The 16,070-nt window shown below is 64.1% G+C and carries 9 protein-coding genes, 1 pseudogene and 1 riboswitch; of the genes and pseudogenes, 2 read left to right on the forward strand and 8 right to left on the reverse strand.

All coding sequences use genetic code 11. The annotated features are described in order from the left end of the window. Positions 1 to 13: 13 nt before the first annotated feature. The 3 genes and pseudogenes from AB7M33_RS22980 to AB7M33_RS22990 all read right to left on the reverse strand — a co-directional run bounded on the left by AB7M33_RS22980 (position 14) and on the right by AB7M33_RS22990 (position 6,951). Positions 14 to 2,341 (reverse strand): putative bifunctional diguanylate cyclase/phosphodiesterase, encoded by a 2,328-nt coding sequence (locus AB7M33_RS22980; protein ID WP_454243697.1) that lies wholly within the window; start codon positions 2,339 to 2,341, stop codon positions 14 to 16. Positions 2,342 to 2,421: 80 nt separating this feature from the next. Next, positions 2,422 to 3,408 carry an SCO family protein gene (locus AB7M33_RS22985; RefSeq protein WP_454243698.1) on the reverse strand — a complete coding sequence of 329 codons (987 nt, stop codon included), beginning with the start codon at positions 3,406 to 3,408 and terminating at the stop codon, positions 2,422 to 2,424. A gap of 142 nt (positions 3,409 to 3,550) precedes the next feature. Further along, positions 3,551 to 6,951 (reverse strand): annotated as a pseudogene (locus AB7M33_RS22990) (Ig-like domain-containing protein). Between the two features lie 243 nt (positions 6,952 to 7,194). After that, positions 7,195 to 7,309: riboswitch (TPP riboswitch) on the forward strand. A 79-nt stretch (positions 7,310 to 7,388) separates the two neighbouring features. On the opposite strand from AB7M33_RS22990, the gene AB7M33_RS22995 reads away from it, so the two are divergent. Then, positions 7,389 to 8,036 (forward strand): TenA family protein, encoded by a 648-nt coding sequence (locus tag AB7M33_RS22995; RefSeq protein WP_454243699.1) that lies wholly within the window; start codon positions 7,389 to 7,391, stop codon positions 8,034 to 8,036. Between the two features lie 2 nt (positions 8,037 to 8,038). Next, positions 8,039 to 8,698 carry a thiaminase II gene (gene tenA, locus AB7M33_RS23000; RefSeq protein WP_454243700.1) on the forward strand — a complete coding sequence of 220 codons (660 nt, stop codon included), beginning with the start codon at positions 8,039 to 8,041 and terminating at the stop codon, positions 8,696 to 8,698. A 1,015-nt stretch (positions 8,699 to 9,713) separates the two neighbouring features. Here tenA and AB7M33_RS23005 read toward each other — a convergent pair. The 5 genes from AB7M33_RS23005 to AB7M33_RS23025 are packed head-to-tail and all read right to left on the reverse strand — an operon-like array spanning position 9,714 to position 16,068. After that, positions 9,714 to 11,339 (reverse strand): dipeptide ABC transporter ATP-binding protein, encoded by a 1,626-nt coding sequence (locus AB7M33_RS23005; RefSeq protein ID WP_454243701.1) that lies wholly within the window; start codon positions 11,337 to 11,339, stop codon positions 9,714 to 9,716. Further along, entirely contained in the window at positions 11,339 to 12,178 is an 840-nt protein-coding gene (locus AB7M33_RS23010; RefSeq protein ID WP_454243702.1) for an ABC transporter permease, read from the reverse strand. Before AB7M33_RS23010 ends, AB7M33_RS23005 begins: the two co-directional genes overlap by 1 nt. Continuing rightward, positions 12,175 to 13,134: an ABC transporter permease gene (locus AB7M33_RS23015; RefSeq protein ID WP_265967526.1), complete on the reverse strand. Its 960-nt coding sequence runs from the start codon at positions 13,132 to 13,134 to the stop codon at positions 12,175 to 12,177. Before AB7M33_RS23015 ends, AB7M33_RS23010 begins: the two co-directional genes overlap by 4 nt. Before the next feature lie 3 nt (positions 13,135 to 13,137). Next, positions 13,138 to 14,739 carry an ABC transporter substrate-binding protein gene (locus AB7M33_RS23020; protein WP_454243703.1) on the reverse strand — a complete coding sequence of 534 codons (1,602 nt, stop codon included), beginning with the start codon at positions 14,737 to 14,739 and terminating at the stop codon, positions 13,138 to 13,140. Between the two features lie 9 nt (positions 14,740 to 14,748). Then, positions 14,749 to 16,068 carry an LLM class flavin-dependent oxidoreductase gene (locus tag AB7M33_RS23025; protein WP_265967528.1) on the reverse strand — a complete coding sequence of 440 codons (1,320 nt, stop codon included), beginning with the start codon at positions 16,066 to 16,068 and terminating at the stop codon, positions 14,749 to 14,751. Positions 16,069 to 16,070: the final 2 nt, after the last annotated feature.

Consider the following 16,070-nt stretch of genomic DNA (forward strand, 5'->3'; position numbering starts at 1 on the left):
CACTCGTCCCTCTTTAGTAGACACCTACCTTTTCATCGATGCCGTTGAAGGGTGGGTAGTCGAGCAGTTGTGCCGCCGACAGTGGGCGGCTGAAGTGATACCCCTGGGCAATGTCGCAACCGGCGAGCTTCAGGCACACCACTTGCTCACGGGTCTCCACACCTTCGGCCACCACCTCCAGGCCGAGGCGCTTGGCCAGGATGATGGTGGAGGAGACGATCGGGCTGTCGTCATGGCTGTTGGACAACGGCGCAATCAACGAACGGTCGATTTTCAGCTTGCTCAACGGCAGCGAGTGCAGGTGCGCGAACCCTGCATAGCCGCGCCCGAAATCGTCCAGGCTGATGCCCAGGCCCGCTTCGCGCAAGCGCTGCAGGTGCTCGACCGCCGTGCCCTCGGGGTCAAGGATGGTGGTTTCAGTGATTTCCAGCTCCAACCGGTGTGGGGCGATGCCGTACCTTTGCAATTTGTTCAGCAGCCGCGTGCTGAAGCCTGCCTGGCGCAACTGCAGCGCCGAAACATTGACCGCCAGGCGCGCTTCGCGGCCCTGCGCGTGCCAACGGGCGAGCGCCTCACAAGCCAGGCGCAGCACTTCCCAGCCAAGCTCGATGATAAAGCCACTGCGCTCGGCCAGGCCGATGAAGCGGTCCGGGTAAAGCAGGCCGAATTCAGGGTGGTCCCAGCGCACCAGTGCCTCGTAGCCCAGCACCTGGTGGGTATCGAGGCGGATCTGCGGTTGGTAATGCAGGATGAACTGGCGCTCGGCCAACGCCGCGCCGAAGGCTTGCTCGAGGGTGAAGGCATGGATATCGGAAAGGTTCAGCGACGGGTCGAAGAAGCGGTACTGGGCACGCCCGGCCTGCTTGGCCGAGTACATCGCGGCATCGGCGCAGCGGATCAGGCTGTCGATGTCTTGGCCATCGCGTGGGCAAATGCTGACGCCGACGCTGGGGCTGGTGTTGACCTCCTGGCCATCCAGCGCATAGGTGGTCGAGAGTTTCTGCACCAACTCGCGTACCCAGGCGTTGATCTGCTCTTCGCTGCGCTGACCGGCCAGCAGTACCACGAACTCGTCACCACCAAAACGCGAGGCTTCGTCGCCCGGCTCCAGCAACCGTTGAATTCGCCCGGCCACGGCTTGCAGCAGCAGGTCGCCGATCTTGTGGCCGAGTGAGTCGTTGATCGACTTGAAACGGTCCATGTCGATGAACAGGATGGCCATCAACCGGCGTTTGCCCCGTTGCTGGGTCAGCGCAAGCCCAGCGACTTCGACGAACTGGCGGCGGTTGTGCAGGCCGCTGAGGTGGTCAGTGGCCGCGGCGTGGCTGCTGCGCCGGTGTTCGTCCTCAAGCCGCTCTATCAGTTGCTGGTTGACCTGCTGTGCGTGCTCCAGGGCGCTGAACGCTTCCTGGCGTTTGCGCAGCAGGCGCAACGTCCACACCAGGCTGGCCAGAATCATCAGGGTCATGCTCAGGTTCAGCCAGAACTGCCGTGAGTAGGCCAAGGCCGTCGGCGCCAGGATTTCTTCGTAGCGTTGGCTGACCACCACGCTAAAGCCTCGCTCGGCCTCGCGCCGGTACAGGCTCTGGTAGGGGCCGCCGGGTGAATACTGCGTGAACGCGCCCGCGTCAGGCCCGGCCTGCGGTAAATCAGGCTCCAGGCTGTCGGCGGCCACGATCACCCCGCTGGAGTCGATGCGCAGGCGTTCGTGGCCATCGTCCTGCAGCAGGCGCATCAGGCCGGTGCTGCCCAGGTCGATGCGCTGGAACAGCACCGCCAGGTAACCGATGTCCAGCTGCACCACCAGGATGTTGTCGATTTCGCGGCCGGGTAGGTCGGTCAACGGCAATATGAACGGCAGACGCCAGTTGGGCAGGGCGCTAAGCGGGCTTTGCACCTCGATACTGGGCATGAAGGGTTTGAAGCCGTAGCGGGCAACGTGCAATTGCAACTGCCGCAGCCAGTCTTCAGGCAGCGTTGCGGCGTCGTCGGCGTGGCTGGCCGACACGAGCCGGCCGTGTCGGTCGTACAGGCTCATGCGTTTGAACAACGGGTCTTCGGCCAGCAACCGGGCCAGGTTGGCGTTGCCCTGGCGCGGGGCCTTCAGGTCGCCTTGGGTGACGCGGCCCACGGCCTGGGCACGGTCGACCAACTGGCGCAGGCTTTGCGCGACGATGCTGGCCAGGTTCAGGTGCTCGGCCGCCTTGGCCGACACTGCATCCTGGCGCGCAGCGGCTTTCTGGGAGAAGTGCAGCCCCCAGAGAAATGCCAGGGTGGCGGCACACAGCATCAGGATCAACAGGCGCAGAAGGCTGGCGGAAGAGAGCGAACGGCGAATCACGACTGATAATCCCGACCCTGGGTGATGCTGAAAACATACGACAGTATGATGACAGGTCGATGACTGATGGCTAAGTGCCTCTAAGGTTTTGCCGTGTCCGCCAAAGGCGTCTGCAAGCGTGTGGTTTCTTCTTCGATGTAGGTCATCAGCGCAGCGACCTCGGCATCGCCCAGGCGCATGTTGGGCATCGCCAGGCGGTTGTATTGCTCGTACAGCAGCATCGCCAGCGGGTCTTTTTGCGCAAGCATCTGATCTGGCTCTTTCAGCCATCGGCTCAACCAGCTGGCATCGCGTTGCCGGGTTACACCCAACAGGTCGGGGCCGATGCCCCGTTGCACGCCTGGCTCGGCGTCGCCCAGGGTATGGCAGGAAGAGCAGCGGGTGCGGAAGATCTGCTCGCCGCTGCTGGGCGAGCGGACTTCCGGCGCATGGGCGTAGTCGTTGGCCATGGCGCTGGCTTGCTTCCAGTTGTGCAAGCTGTTGCCCAGGCGGTCGGCGAGGATGTAGGGGCTCTCGAAGGGCGAGGCTTTCATCCAGCGGCCGGTGGCCTGGTTGCCGATGATCAGGCTCAGGTTGTGGTCTTTGGAGCGGCCGTTTTCCAGGCCTTCTATGTACAGGCCCAAGCTTCTGCGCAATTGCTCGATGTCGGCAGGCTCGCCGGTGAGCAAGGTCCAGCCGGGGCCGATGGCGAATTTTTCGGCGTAGCGTTTGAGGGTGGCCGGCGTGTCGTTGTAGGGGTCGATGCTGATGGAGTAGAGGAATATGTCCTTGCCGACCCGGTCGCCGAGGATTTTCTGCACCTGGCGCAGGCGCGCGGTTTCCACCGGGCAGGAGTCGAAGCAGCCGGTGAAGATGAAGTTGATGGCGACGACCTTGTCTTTGATCAGGTCATCGAAGAAGTGCACTTTTTCACCGTCCTGGGTCAGCAGGGGGGTATTGGGGAAGTAGTCGGCGCCCCAGGGGGTGGCGGTTTCTTGGGGTGGGGCTTGCCGGGGTTGCACGGGCCAGAACGGGATGCTGGCAGCGAACAGCGACAGCACGAGCAGAACACGCCATGAGCCGGTCATGAAGCACTCCTCCGTAAAAGATCCTACACAAACCGTTGTAGGAGCAGCCTTGTGCTGCGAAGAGGCCAGTAAAAGCACCAAAATGGCATTGTGTTGTCACTGGCCTCTTCGCAGCGCAAGGCTGCTCCTACACCTGCTTTGCTTACTTGATGCTGATTGGCGCTGTCACGCTTTGCCCCAGCGTCGATGTCACGGTCGCTGTCGCCGGTGTTGCCGGGCCGTTGCCGGTGGTAGTAGCCGACAACCGCCAACGGGCACCCGTGGTGGCCGCGGTCAGCGTGGCAGCACCCAGGTTCAACGGCCCGCTGGTGGTGGCCACCGTCACGTTGATGGCATTGCCGGTAGCCACCGAGGTGGTGCCCGACAGCTCCCAGGTGTAGCGGTTGCCGCTGCGCACTTGCACCGAGGCACTGCTGACCTGGATGTTGTCGACCGGTAATGCCGGGCTCACCGCGATGCTGACCGCCGCCGGGGCGACCGACTCGGCACCTTTGGCGTCGCGCGCCGAGTAGTTGAAGCTGGCGGTGAACGGTGTAGCGACGGTGGCCGGTGGGGTGTAGGGTCGTAGGTCACCGTGGTGCCGTCGGTGCTGGTGGTACCCATGCCCGAATCCGGCTGGCTGAGGCCAGTGACGGTCAAGGGCAGGTTGCGCTCGGGGTCGGTGTCATTGGCCAGCACATTGAGCGTGATCGCCTTGCCGGCCGTGGTGGCAGCACTGTCGTTAACCGCAACCGGTGGCTTGTTGGTATCGTCGTTATCATTGTGGCCAGACGTGCGGAAGGTCGGCAGGCCTACAGAAGCGACGTATTCCACACCGTCCCAACCCGGCAACGGGGTAGGCATCACCTGGAACTGGCCAGGGTGTTCCAGGTCCCAGCGCAGCAGCATCGACGAGTCCTCGTGCTGGGTGTTGTGACAGTGCTCCATGTAGGTACCGGCAAATTCGCGGAAGCGGATGGCCATTTCCACTTCTTCCGACGAGTCGGCATCCGGCCCAATGCGGTAGACGTCCTTACGCGCCCACTTTTCCCACTCTGGCGGTGCCTTGCCGTCGCGGCTGAGCACGATGCCTTCCTCGAAGTGCACATGCACCGGGTGGCTCCAGCCATTGCCGCCATTCTTGATCTTCCACACTTCCAGCGTGCCGTCGCCGCTGAAGCCGCCAGGGGTGGCTTCGCTGGCCAGTTGCGGCGCTGCGTTGATGCGCCGTGGGTCCATGCTGTAGCCGAAGCCGCCATCGGTCTTGATGGTCCAGGGGGTGGTGTCGGTGCCGTCGGAGCGGCCAAAGATGAACTCGCGGTGGCGGGCATCCTTGAGCTTGGCCTGGTCGGCCACGGCGTTGCGGTCGAGGGTCAGCGGGATCATCTTCAGGCCTGCGGCCTTGCCCGGCTTGGCCGGTTCATAAGCGACTGGGTCCATGCTCAGGTCCTGGCCGCTGTAAGGCTGCACCAGCAGTTGCATGAACTTGCCCACCACCGGGTCGCCTTTGTCCCACTGCGGGCCCTTGCTGGTCTGCTTGATGACCGCCTTGTATTTCTCCGACAGCACATCGGCCAGGGAAATGGCCTGGTTCGGGCCCTTGCCGGTCTGGTGCTCCATCAGGTTGACGAAGTACAGCTTGTCGCCTGCCTTGATGCCGTTCTTGGCGAAGTTGATGATGATGTCGTAACGCTCGGCGATGCCTTGCAGCGGCATAATGCCGTTGTTGTCCTTCAGGTCACCGTCGCCGTTGAGGTCCAAGGTGCCGTCGAATGGCACGGCATGTTCCATGATGTTGCCGTCGTTGGCGATCATGTGGAACGGCACGCGGGCATACGACACGTTGGAGCCGGACGGGCCCTTGAATTCGCCGCTGCTGCCGGCGATTTCACGCACCACGGCGAACTTGAAGTAGCGCGACACCGACCCATTGAGGATGCGGAAGCGGTAGCTACGCGCCCGTACTTTCAGCTTGGGCTGGTACTGCCAGTTGACCAGGATCTGGTCGCCGAGGAAGCCGTCGGTATTGAACGGGTTGAACCACAATTGGCCATTGGCATCCCAGGCTTTGTCGGCAATCACCAGGTTGACGTCATAGTCGCGGTTGCCCCACGGCATGGCCGAACCACTGGGGAAGCGCAGGTTGACGCCATCCTGCAGGGCCTCGTTGCCGCGGTCCAGGGCGCTGTAGTAGTTCATCATCACGGCGTTGCCTTTGTAGACGTTCTGCGCCGTGAAATCCATCATGTGGTCGTGGAACCAGTGGGTACTCATGGTTTCGCGCCAGTCGCCACGAATCTTGATGCTGCCGTTTTCGCAGGTTTTAAGGCCCGGTGAGGCGTCGTTGACGTACAGCGTTTCGCCCGGTGCGCAGGGGAACGCCGCGCGTGGGTCCTGGGCGCGGGTGTTGATGGTGTCGTAACCGGCCAATTGCACCGGCCACCGGTAGTCGTAGTACTGGCCGGGGAAGAAGTAGGCGTTGGCGAAGCCATCGCTCTCGGCCGGGGAGTGGCCGTTGTGCTCGTGGGTGGAGATGGTGTGCAGGCCAAAGCCGCCGTTGGCCGACGGGTCGATCGGCAAGGCGTTGTAATGGCGCATCAAGATCGGTTGGCCATAGCGGACCATCAGCAGCTTGGGCGGGAAGGTGCCGTCGAAGGTCCACAGCGATTTGTGGTTTTGCAGAGGGAAGCTTGGGTGGAAGCGGGTGTCGATGCCCTTGGTGGTGCCCAACGTGGTGGGGATGTCCGAGGTCTGGTAGTACAGCCCGCCTGGCGCGAACTCACCGACCGCATAGTTGTGCATTTGCTTGCGGTCACGCAGCCCGAGGTTGATGCGTGCGCCAGCTTGGGCGGTCTTGAACGCAGCCTGAGGGTAGAACTCGTTCCAACGCTGATGGGACCAGCCCTTTCCTGGTGGGCGGCCTTCAGCCGGCGAGCCGACCGGGTGGCGGTTGAGGAACATCTCTATCTGCGCTTTCCACGGGTTGCGGTCGAGCACGTTGGAGAACTGGGTAGGGAAGGGGTACAGGCCCGGTTGCTTGAGGAAGGCTTCCAGGGCGGTGCCACTGGGGCCGCTGCGGGCGACCACATTGGGGTCTTGCGCGGGGGCCGCGCCTAGGGTTGGTACGGGGAAGGTCAGGTCAGGTGCCGGGATGCTGGGGTCGAGCTTTTCCGGGCCGAATTCTTCGAACAACAGCAGTTGCTGGGTGAACGGCTGCGCACCGAACAACGGGCTGGGCTTGCCGTTGGTGGGGTACTTTTCAGAGGTTTGCAACGCGGGCGGCAGTACGTTGTCCTGGCGCACGGTAGAGCGGTCGCCATGGACGCCATCGGTCAGCTCCAACGAGCCTTCGTTGGCTTCCGGCAAGGTGTACAGGTTGAGCAGCGCCGGGTTTGGGTCGTCCGGCTGGTCGGTATAGGCCGAGGGGTCGGTCGGCGGCGGCTGGCCGACGTCATCGAGGGAAGACGCGATTGCCGGGTTCAGCCCAAGGCTGAGCATCAGCACGGTGACGGCAGACAGTTTGAATGTGTGCCTGGTTGGGTGACTCACGGCAGGTGTTTTCATTGCCTGGTGCCTCGCTCGCGGCGTTATGGCTTGGGGCCATCAATGGCGTTTTGCCTGGTTAAGGGGCCTGAGCAACGGCTGTGCCAACAGATGTTTCGGTAATGCTTTGTTAAACAAATCCTTTAAAAACCTGAGTCGCGCTAAATAATGGCGTGCCAGGGCTGGGGACAGGCACCCACAAGCGGGTCACCCAAGGCCCAGTGTTTGGGGCGTGACAGCACCTTCCTACCTGCTGTATACCTGTGGGCCACCAAGGGGAGCCCGGCAACGGGCTGAGAAACCGCTGAGCGTTGCAGCGCGGTGACCCTTCGAACCTGATCCGGATCATGCCGGCGAAGGGATGGGACTTGAAACCTGCCTTTTTGCCGGCCTCACTGCGAGGCCAGTCCATGCCAGCTTCAACGGTCTCGCTGTCACCCCCTGCAGAGGACAGCATCATGACCGAACGTTTCACGCAAACCCTGCGCCGTCAGAGCGAGCCGACCTGGTCGGCGGCCGTCGGGCACCGCTTCGTTAGCCAACTGTGCGACGGCAGCCTGCCGGACCCGATCATGGTCCGCTACCTGGTCCAGGACCACCGCTTTCTCGACAGCTTCCTGACCCTGCTCGGCGCTGCGATCGCCACTGCGGACACCTTCGAGGCACGCCTGCGCTTCGGCCAGTTCGCCGGGATGATCTCCAGCGATGAGAACACCTATTTCCTGCGCGCCTTCGAGGCGCTGGACGTCAGCCCGGCGCAACGCGTAGAGGCCGCAGACACTGCGCCTACCGCAGGCTTCAAGGCGATCATGCGTGAAGCGGCCGCCACCCGCTCATATGCTGCCGCGTTGGCAGTATTGAATGTCGCCGAAGGGTTGTACCTGGACTGGGCGCTCAAGGCGCCGAAACCCTTGCCTGATCACTTCGTGCATGCCGAGTGGATCACCTTGCACGACAACCCGGCGTTCCAGGCGTTCGTCGCCTTCCTGCAGGCCGAACTGGACCGCGTCGGGCCGCAGGAAGCCGAGCTGAGCACCGATTTCTACCTGCGTACCGTGGCCTTGGAGCTGGCCTTCTTCGATGCGGTTTACGAGGGGGAGGTGTGAGCATGGATATTTTCAATCGCCTCAAGGCCGCCACCACGGGCGAGTGGCACCGCTATGTCGAGCATGATTTCGTGCAGCAGATGGGCGAAGGCACGCTGAGCGAGGCGGCGTTCCGGACGTACTTGGTGCAGGACTACCTGTTCCTGATCCAGTTCGCCCGCGCCTGGGCCCTGGCCGCTTACAAGAGCCGCCTGCCGGCCGACATCCGCGCCGCCCAGGCGGGCCTCGCGGCGATTCTCGACGAAACCGAGCTGCACCTGCGCCTGTGCGCGCGCTGGGGGCTGACCCAGGTTGATATCCAGGCCGCACCCGAGCACCAGGCCACGGTGGCGTATACCCGCTATGTGCTCGACTGCGGCGCCGCCGGCGATTTGCTGGAGCTGCATGTGGCGTTGGCGCCCTGTGTGATCGGCTACGCAGAAATTGGCCGGACGTTGGCTGAACGGATTGGTGACCTGAGCGATCACCCTTACCGTGAGTGGATCGCTGAGTATGCCGGGGAAGGGTATCAGCAGGTGGCGGCCAATGCCCGCAAGCACCTGGATGAACTGGCCGCGCGGAGCATGACCGAGCAACGGTTCGTGGAGCTGGCACGGATTTTTGGCCAGGCGTCGAGCCTGGAGGCCGATTTCTGGCAGATGGGGCTGGATGGCGCGAAGTAGGGATCAATGGTCCTCGTTGATCATTGGAAATTCCAGGTAGGAGCAGCCTTGCGCTGCGAAGAGGCCGGCGAAAACACCATTAATCTTCGCTGCTGCCACTGGCCTCTTCGCAGCACAAGGCTGCTCCTACCCGGATCGCGCTTGACGGGAAGGCAGGGCTAGTGGGTTGGCTGCGATGTGGCTAAAGCCACGTCCGCGCTGGAGGAATGCCTGGACGGCGGACTGCTTGAATGCAGTTTGGGGCGCAGCTCAATTCCAGGTAGGAGCAGCCTTGCGCTGCGAAGAGGCCGGCGAAAACACCATTAATCTTCGCTGCTGCCACTGGCCTCTTCGCAGCACAAGGCTGCTCCTACCCGGATCGCGCATGGCGGGAAGGCAGGGTTAGTGGGTTGGCTGCGATGTAGCAAAAGCCACCCGCGCTGCAGGAATGCCTGGACGGCGGACTGCTTGAATGCGGTTTGGGGGGGCGCTCAATTCCAGGTAGGAGCAGCCTTGCGCTGCGAAGAGGCCGGCGAAAACACCATTAATCTTCGCTGCTGCCACTGGCCTCTTCGCAGCACAAGGCTGCTCCTACCCGGATCGCGCTTGACGGGAAGGCAGGGCTAGTGGGTTGGCTGCGATGTGGCTAAAGCCACGTCCGCGCTGGAGGAATGCCTGGACGGCGGACTGCTTGAATGCGGTTTGGGGCGCAGCTCAATTCCAGGTAGGAGCAGCCTTGTGCTGCGAAGAGGCCGGTGAAAAAACCATTAATCTTCGCTGCTGCCACTGGCCTCTTCGCAGCACAAGGCTGCTCCTACCCGGATCGCGCATGACGGGAAGGCAGGGCTAGTGGGTTGGCTGCGATGTAGCAAAAGCCTCCCGCGCTGCAGGAATGCCTGGACGGTGGACTGCTTGAATGCGGTTTGGGGGGGGCGCTCAATTCCAGGTAGGAGCAGCCTTGCGCTGCGAAGAGGCCGGTGAAGACACCGTTAATCTTCGCTGCTGCCACTGGCCTCTTCGCAGCACAAGGCTGCTCCTACCCGGATCGCGCTTGACGGGAAGGCAGGGCTAGTGGGGCCGGCTGCAGGCCTCGCCACCCTGGCATATCCGCCAGCAAGCGGCGTGTGTACTCACTCGCTGGTTGCTCGAATACCTGCTCGGTAGGCCCTTGGTCCACCAGCCTGCCCTGGCTCATCACCAGCACCTGGTCGCTGATGCCGCGTACCGTGGCAAGGTCGTGGGACACGAACAGGTAAGTCAGGCCCAGGTCGCGTTGCAAGGTCTGCAACAGCTCCAGCACTTGCGCCTGCACCGGTGCGTCCAGCGCCGACAGCGGCTCATCCAGTACCAACAATTCCGGCTCGGCGGCCAGCGCACGGGCGATGGCGACCCGTTGCCGTTGCCCACCGGACAACTCGCCAGGGCGCCGCTGCAGCAAGTCGGCAGGTAGCCCGACACGCCCCAGCAGCTCGACCACCCGCTGGCGATCATCGCGCCGGTTGCCGATGGCGAAGGCGCGCAGCGGTTCACTGATGATGTCCAGCAGGTTGTGCCGCGGGTCGAGTGCAGCCCAAGGGTTCTGGTAGACCAACTGCACCCGGCGCCGATAGGCCTGCAACTGCTTGCGCCCCGCGCCAAGCACTTGCTCGCCATCGAACAACACGCTGCCTGCGTCGGCCTGCTCCAGGGCCAGGATGATGCGCGCCGTGGTGGACTTGCCAGAGCCCGACTCACCAACCAGGCTGGTAGTGCTGCCACGAGGCAGGCTGAAACTGACATCCGCTACCGCCGCCGGCCCCTGGCGGTTGAAGCGCCGCTGCAGCCCAGTGACCTGCAGCAAGGGCGCCGCAGGGTGATCGGCCGGGCGGGTACGACGCTGCTGCAACCGTGCCAAGGGTGAGGCATTGAGCAACTGGCGGGTGTAGGGGTGGCTGGGGGTATGCCACAGGTGTTCGGGCGTGCCGCTTTCGAGCAGTTGGCCGTGGCGCATGACCAGAATACGGTCGGCCCGGTCCAGCGCCACCGCCAAGTCATGGGTGATCAGCAACAGGCTGCTGCCGCGCGCGCGCACCAAATGCTGCAAACGGTCGAGGATCTGCCGCTGGACACTCACGTCGAGGGCACTGGTGGGCTCGTCGGCGATCAGCAGCGGCGGGTCATTGGCCAGGGCGATGGCGATCAATACCCGCTGGCACATGCCGCCCGACAACTGATGGGGGTAGCACCGCAGCAGTTGCTCAGGTGCCTTGAGGCCAACTTGCTGCAACAAGACCAGCGCCTTGGCATGGGCTTCACTGTGCGCTACGCCATGCACGGTCATGGCTTCGATCACCTGCGCGCCGATGGTCTTGACTGGGTCCAGCGACGTGCCTGGGTCTTGTGGCACGAAGCCGACCAGGCGGCCACGGCGTGTTTGCCAGTCGCGCTCATTGAAGGTGTCGAGCGCCTGGCCCTGTAGCCACAGTTGGCCGTTTTGCCGTGCTGTAGCCGGCAACAGACCCGCCAGCGCGGCCGCGGTAGTGGACTTGCCTGAGCCGGACTCGCCGACCAGGCAGACGATTTCGCCCCCGCCAATCTCCAGGTCCAGCGCCTGCACGGCGGGTTGTTGGCTGCCGGGGTAGTCGACGCGGAACTGGCGGATACGAACCAGTGGCGAACTCATCACGCTGCTCCTTGAAGTTGTTGCAGGCTACGCGCCAGTTGTTGAGTAGCCAGGACCACCGCAGCCACCACCAGGCCCGGCAAGGTGGTGTACCACCAGGCGACGACCATGTAGTTGCGCCCCTCGGCGATCAGCAAGCCCCATTCCGGCTGGGGCGGCGGCGCGCCGAAGCCCAGAAAGCTAAGCGCCGAGACGGCCAGCACAGCGCTGGCGAATTCCAGTGCGGCCAGGGCCAGCAACGGCCCCGCGGCATGTGGCAGCACGTGGCGGCAAAGGTTGGTCCAACTGCCAACCCCGACCACCTGCGCCGCTTCGACAAAGCTGCGGCGGCGCCAGCGCAAGACTTCGCCACGTGCCAGGCGGGCGAACATCGCCACCGAGGAAAGCCCCACGGCCAGGGCGATCTCCAGCGTGCCGAACCCCAGGGCAGTGACGATGGCCATCGCCAACAACAAGGCAGGAATCGCCATCAGGACTTCCACCCCCATCGCCAGCAGCCGGTCGGCGACGCCACCGAACCAGCCGGCAATGCCCCCCAGCAGGCTGCCGGCGACCAGGGCGATCAGTACCGCGATGCTGGTGGCCTGCAGCGACAGTGCCGCGCCATGCACACAACGCGCATACAGGTCGCGGCCCAGGTGGTCCGTACCGAACCAGTGGTCGGCGGAGGGGGCTTGCAGGGCCTGGTTCGGGTCAGCCAGCAGCGGGTCGGCGCTGCTGAACAGGTTCGGCCAGAAGGCCCAGCCCAGCACCACGATAAACAGGGCCACGCTCAGCGTCAGTGGCAGGCTTGGCCAGCGCACGGGGCGTGCCAGGCGGTAGGCAGGTTGCAGGATCATGGGCGGCTTCCTTGGCGGATACGGGGGTCGAGCAACGGGTAGGCCAGGTCGGTCAGCAGGTTGGTCAGCACGTACAAGGCGGCAGCCAGCAGTACTACGCCTTGGACCACGGCGATATCCTGGCTGGCGACAGCACCTTGGGCCAAGCGCCCGATGCCATCACGGGAGAACACGGTTTCGGTCACCACCGCGCCGGCCAGCAGGTTGCCCAGCAGGGTGCCGGCCAGGCTCAGCAAGGGGATCGCTGCGTTGTGCAGAATATGCCCGCCAAGCAGCCGCCACGGCCCGACACCCTTGCTGCGCAGGGCCTGCACAAAGGGCTGTTGGCTGACCGTGGCGATCGAGCGGCCAAGCACCTGGGCGATCATCGCCGCGCACGGCAGGGCCAAGGTCACGGCCGGCAGAACCAGGCTGGCCAGGCCTTGCCCACCCATGGCCGGCAACCAGTGCAGTTGAAAGGAAAACAGTTGCAGCAGCACCAGCCCGACCCAGAAGGTCGGCAGCGACACCACCACGGCAGGGGCATTGTGCAGCACGCTCTGCAACGGTCGCTGGCGTACGCGATGGGCCGCGAGCGCTAGGCAGATGCCCAGTGGCAGCGCCAGGCCAAGCGCCGTGAAGGCCAACGCCAGGGTGGCCGGCAATGCCGCTGCAAGTGCTGCGGTGACGGGCTTGCCGGTCTGCAGCGAAGTACCCAGGTCTAGCTGCAGCAACCGCCACAGGGCACCGGTGTACTGCTGCCAGAGGCTGCCGTCGAGGTGATAGCGAGCGCGCAGTTCAGCGACCTTGACCGGGTCTGCCGAGCCCGGTTCGCCGCTTTGCGCCAGCAGGATCGCTACCGGGTCACCGGGCAGCCCATAAAGGATGGCAAACGACAGGCTAAACGCTGCCCACAGCACCAGCAGTGACTGGGCCAGGCGCCACAGGTGCGCGGGGTGATGGTTCAGGGCGTTCATCGGTCAGTGACTCCCCGGTTGTGCCAGCCAGGTGTCGTAGAACTGCAAGCGGGTCGAGGCCTCGTAATGCAGGCCGCGCACCGCATCGCGGAACGCCGTGACCGTAGCGGCCTCGACCAGCGGGATCACGTGGCCCTGCTCGAGTAGCTCGCGGCTGGCCTGGTGGATCAACGCTCCGCGCGTTTGCACATCGAGGCTGGCGGCCGAATCGATCAGGGTCTGGTCCAGTGCCAGCGGGCCTCGCACGTTGACGTTGCGCCCGCTGGCGAGAAACACCGTGCGCAGCACGTCCGGGTCGGCGCGGGTCAGGTTGAAGAACCACAGTTCGTAGTTCAGCGATGTCTGCAGCAGGCTGACTTGGCCGATGGTGGACTTGTTCAGGCGCAGCTCGATGCCGGCCTGGCGCAGTTGCTGCTGTACCAGTTCCAGCACCGGTGTGCTGGCCTGCCAGTAGTCGAGAGCAAAGCTCAAGCGCTTGCCATCACGCTGCCGCCAACCGTCGGCACCCTTGTGCCAGCCGGCGCTGTCCAGCAATTGGCCGGCACCTTGTGGGTCGTAGGCAAGCACCGCGCTTAGGTCCTGGTAGTAGGGCGTGCTGCTGGCGAGCACAGAACTTGCTGGTTTCTGGTAGCGGGAGATCACGCCCTTGAACTGGCTGCGGTCGATCGCCTTGTTCAGTGCCTGACGCACCTTGGCATCGTCCAGCGGCGGACGGGACTCGTTGGGCGTCAGGTTGAAGACGATGCCTGGGTTAGACCGCGCGATGGACGCAATGCCCTGGGCCTGCAGTACCGCTTCGTCCTGTACCGGCACGCTGGTGTTCACGTCGATTTGCCCGGACAGCAGGCTGCCCAGGCGCACACCGGACTCGGGCAGGATGTGAAACTCGATAGCCTCCAGCCAGGCACGGCCCTTGTGTTCGGCCAGCGAAGACGGCCAGGCGTAATCGGCGCGGGCTTCGACGCGCACCAGGCGGTTGTGCTCGAAGCTTTTTACGTTGAATGGCCCGGAGCCCACCAAGGCGCCCTGACAGCGTTGTTCGGCGCTACGTGCCAGGGTACTGGGTGCCAGCAGCCCCAGGCTCATGGTCGAGGTCGCCTGAAGGAACTGCGCGTTGGCCTGTTTGAAGCGGATGCGCACGCTCAGCGGCCCAATGACTTCGACGGTTTCAAGGCCAGCCAGGTAAGTACTGGCCAGTTGTGCCTGGGCACCGAGGGCGACGATGGCCTCGAAGTTGGCCTTGACCGCTGCGGCGTCCAGCGCGCTGCCGTCGCTGAAGGTCACCCCTTCACGCAGGTGAAAGGTGAACTGGCGCGAGTCGTCGCTGACTTCCCAGCGCTCGGCCAGCCAGGGCACGATCTCGGCGGTCTGCGGGTCTTGGTCGGTCAGCGAGTCCACCAATTGCCGGCCAACGTTGAGGGCGGTGTTGTTGCCCGCCTGTTGCGGGTCGATGCAGTTGGGGTCGCCGTCGAACGCCACCCGCAGCACGCCGCCATGCTGCGGCTGCGCCGGGGCGCCCAGGTTGGCCTGCTGCGCGCTTTTACCATCGCAGCCGGCCAGGCTCAGGGCGATGGCCAGGCTCAGTGTCGCCAGGGGTCGGAACATGGGCTCTCCTTAAAAGAAGCGGTTGGCGCGGTAAGGCAGGCCTAGGTTTTGCCGCAGGGTGGTGCCGGCGTATTCGCGCTGGAACAGGCCGCGGCGTTGCAGCTCTGGGACCACGCCATCTACGAAGTCATCGATGGCTGAGTGCAGGCCGCTGAACATGATGTTGAAGCCATCGGCGGCGCCGGCTTCGTACCAGGCCTGCAGGTCATCGGCGATGCTCTGCGGGGTGCCGATCAGGATGCGATGGCCGCCGGAGGTGAGTTGGTTGAACAATTGACGCACGGTTGGCCGCTCGCGGCGGATCAGGTCGAACACCAGCTTTTGCCGGCTCTGGTGGGTGTTGGTGGTGAAGGTCTCTGGGGGCAGGGGCACTGCTTCGTCGAAGGGCAACTCCGAGAGGTCGTAGCCGAGGCTGACGAAGCGCGAGATGGAACTGAGGAAGGCCTTGGGTTCCAAGAGCTCTTGCTGGCGGTCGTACTTGGCCTGGGCTTCAGCCAGTGTCTTGCCCACTACCGGCGAGACGCCGGGCAACACTTTCAGTGCATCGGCACGGCGCCCGAAACCGGCGGCGGCCTGCTTGGTCTCCTGGTAGAACGCCTGGCCTTGGGCGATGGTGTGCTGGGCGGTGAAGATCAATTCGCCAACCCGCGCCGCCAGCCGCTTGCCAGCTACAGAAGCGCCGGCCTGGGCGACCACCGGATGACCTTGCGGCGATCGCGCCACGTTGAGCGGCCCGCGCACCTGGAAGTGTTCGCCTTGATGTTCGAGCACATGCAGTTTGTCGATGTCCAGCCAGGTGCCACTGGCCTTGTCCTGGACAAAGGCATCGTCGGCCCAGCTGTCCCATAGGCCACTGACCACGTCGTAGAACTCTTCGGCACGGGCGTAGCGGTCATCGTGTTCGACGTGCTCCTGGCGGTTGAAGTTTTCGCCGCCGCCCAGCGACGTCACCAGGTTCCAGCCGGCCCGGCCTCCGCTCAGGTGGTCCAGTGCAGCGTATTTGCGGGCGATGTTGTAGGGCTCGTTATAAGTACTGCTGGCCGTGGCGATCAGGCCGATATGGCGGGTGCTGGCGGCCAGCGCCGGGGCAAGGATCAAAGGGTCCCAACGCACGCTGTTGGGGCCACGCTGCAGGGCCAGGTCGAGTTTGACGTCGAGGGTGTCGTTGAAAAAAAGCGCGTGAAACCGCCCGGCTTCCAGCTTGCGGGCAATGTATTGGTAATGCTCCAGGCTCTTGAAGGTATCGCGCGGTGCCTCCGGCAGGCGCCAGGCGCTGCCGCTGAGGGTGCCGGGGATGAACGCGCCGAGTATGAACGGGCCGTGGCTCATGG

The organism is Pseudomonas sp. Y3 TE3536 (assembly GCF_053629175.1).